Below are 2131 nucleotides of genomic sequence, written 5' to 3'. Positions count from 1 at the left end.
ACAGGATTAATAAATCTAATTTTGAGATATAAAAACCCTAAGAAAAAATAGCGAGATGTGTATTTCCCTCTATTTACTACTAGTAGTTTTATTTGACCTAAATCGACAGATTTCGATTAGAAAAAATTACTTTTCAGGAAAGATATAAAATTGAAAACACAAGGTATTAAATAAAAAGAAGCAGGGATTACCTGATTGACGGCAAGAAGATGATATAGCACAAATATCAAATAGATAGATACATTTTCGCTTCATCTCTGATACGCTTTATCATGTGATATAGCCCAGTCGAACGATTTGGAGAAAGCTCTTGTAATAATCCTGTTCTAGCTAAAAAATCTAGAGAGGTATGTACGATTTCCTCAGGAGATCGACCATTGTAAATTTTGAGTAGTAACACAATTAGCCCGGAAACAATTGCAGCATCGCTTTTTGCTTTTATAAAAAGTAAGCCGTTCTTATTTTCGATATGAATCCAGACTTGCGATTGGCAGCCATGAATTCGATTCTCTTCTGTTAAAAAAGAAGCGTTCAAATTTTGTAACTGCTTGCCCATATCAATCAAATAGCGATAACGATCTTTGGAGCGACTAAAATGCGTGAAACGCCTGACTAAGTCGACTTGAACCTCATCTACTCTCATTAAAGGAACCACACAACTCACCCTATTTTTTTCCTCCTTTGCTTTTAAGAACTCAAATAGCCCATTAACTAGTTAGGTTTACGTTCTAGTTAATGGGATTTGCATTCGGCTAAACCGTCTAAAACAGATAGCTGACTTTAAAGCGCAATGCTCTCGGCTCAACAGGATGGAAATGGATGTCATCAACACCTTGCGCCGGTTCAAAACTCAAGCGCGATGTGTAGTAATAATCGATATCGTGGTCGCGGCTATCCAACAGATTGAACACTTCCAGTTCCGTGCGCCACTTCTTCCAGGCATAACCTATCGACCCGTTCAGCACCGTACTGTCTTTCGATTTCACACTGTTATCGCTGGTTAAAGGTCTCGCGCCCAGATGGCGAATTCGCAAAGACTGACGCCAGCCAAGGTCGGGCATATGACTGATGCCGGCGCTAACGACGACAGGAAGCGCACCATCGATATATTTTCCTTCCCCGGCAACCGTATCTGTAAAGCGCGATTCGGTGTAGGAGGCTTCAAAGTCCAGGTTCACATTTTTTTTCAGGCGATAATAGCCGGCGAACTCAACCCCATAGCGTTCCGACGGACGGCTGGCTTCGGTATTCCCGGCATCGCCGACAAACAGCAGTTCTGAATCCAGTTTCAACCACCAGAAGGCCAGAGAGGCATTGAACAATCCCGGAGTCGAAAAACGTACCCCGGTTTCGGCACCCACACTGCGAACCAGCAGATCGACCGAGTCTACCGGCGTTCCGGATTGCGGATCGATTTCGATGGTCGCGCCGCGTGCGTCGTTTGAATGGAATCCCTGCCCGGCATTCAGATAAGCTTCCCAGGCGTCGTTAAAGGCATAGCTCAAACCACCTTTCAGGCTGGCGATGCCTTCTCCGGCACTGCCGCTGTTGGCACTCAAATCACTCTCGACATCGGCCGTAAAGTAATCGTAACGCGCCCCGCCCATCAGACTCAGTTTCGGAGTCAGATCAACATCTGCCATGGCGTATAAGCCAATCGACTTTTCCGATACCTTGTCTTTACGGATGGTGTTGAACCTGGTGCGGTCCTGTGTGTTATACAGGGCGACTTCACCGATATCGTCATAGCGGAACTGTGCTCCGTACTGGGCCTGTCCCGAGTAGTTGCCGCCGAAAGGGAGAACCCGTTTGACTTCACCGCCGTAAATCCAGCGTTTATCGACCTGTTCGAATTGATCGCCCTGTGCTGGGTTATCCAGATAGTAGGTAAAATCCGACCATAAGTTCATATTCGACTGAATCGCATACAGATTGGCCGACCAGCCACCGTTACCCGACCACTGCCCCGACAAACTGTAACGGCTGGACTTCCCGCCGACACTAGTATCCAGAGAACCGTAAGTATCAATGATTCCCTGATCGACGGCTCTTTGTGGGATCTGGTCAGCGGAGTCCCACTGATTGTCGTAGGCCATAAAGGTGACAGAGTAGGTTCCCTGTGGCGTATGAC

Annotated in this window: 2 protein-coding genes; both read right to left on the bottom strand. The window is 46.5% G+C overall.

What is annotated here, in order from left to right:
• Positions 1-226: 226 nt before the first annotated feature.
• Positions 227-655 carry a SufE family protein gene (locus H8792_RS12290; RefSeq protein ID WP_319558462.1) on the bottom strand — a complete coding sequence of 143 codons (429 nt, stop codon included), beginning with the start codon at positions 653-655 and terminating at the stop codon, positions 227-229.
• 106 nt (positions 656-761) lie between these two features.
• On the bottom strand, positions 762-2131 hold a 1370-nt coding region (locus H8792_RS12285; RefSeq protein WP_185979290.1), incomplete at its 5' end, for a TonB-dependent receptor.

The sequence above is a fragment of the Thiomicrorhabdus heinhorstiae genome (assembly GCF_013391765.2).
GTDB lineage: Bacteria > Pseudomonadota > Gammaproteobacteria > Thiomicrospirales > Thiomicrospiraceae > Thiomicrorhabdus > Thiomicrorhabdus heinhorstiae.
Note: the sequence above shows the minus strand (reverse complement) of the source record. Positions and strands in the feature narration are given on the sequence as shown.